This is a genomic window from Bradyrhizobium sp. sGM-13 (genome assembly GCF_018398875.1).
In the GTDB taxonomy this organism is placed as follows: Bacteria; Pseudomonadota; Alphaproteobacteria; order Rhizobiales; family Xanthobacteraceae; genus Bradyrhizobium.
The window spans coordinates 1-263 of record NZ_JAGWDK010000333.1; the positions used below are offsets into that span (position 1 = coordinate 1).

Consider the following 263-nt stretch of genomic DNA (forward strand, 5'->3'; position numbering starts at 1 on the left):
GGTTGAATATTGGGTCATTGATCGGTCTCCAGCATTGCTGTAATATACAGCAATGTTGTATATCCTGCAAGGGTGTTCGCTTGGCAGGGTGTTCGCTTGGCAGCTGTCGGGGAGGGATCTTTGGAGCGGCAGGCTTCGTCTGAAGCGAGCCGTCTCTGCCATCCGTCGCAGGGTTGATCGCTCGGGCTGGCGCTCAATCCTACGAGGTCTTTGAAAGCGAGCACGCGATCCCACGCTCGAAACCACCAGTCGCCCATGACATT

The 263-nt window shown here is 55.9% G+C and carries 1 protein-coding gene; it reads right to left on the minus strand.

Features of this window, described 5'->3' with window-relative positions:
• Positions 1-14: 14 nt before the first annotated feature.
• Positions 15-263: hypothetical protein (locus tag KJQ96_RS39235; RefSeq protein WP_213291245.1), on the minus strand; the 249-nt coding region annotated here is incomplete at its 5' end.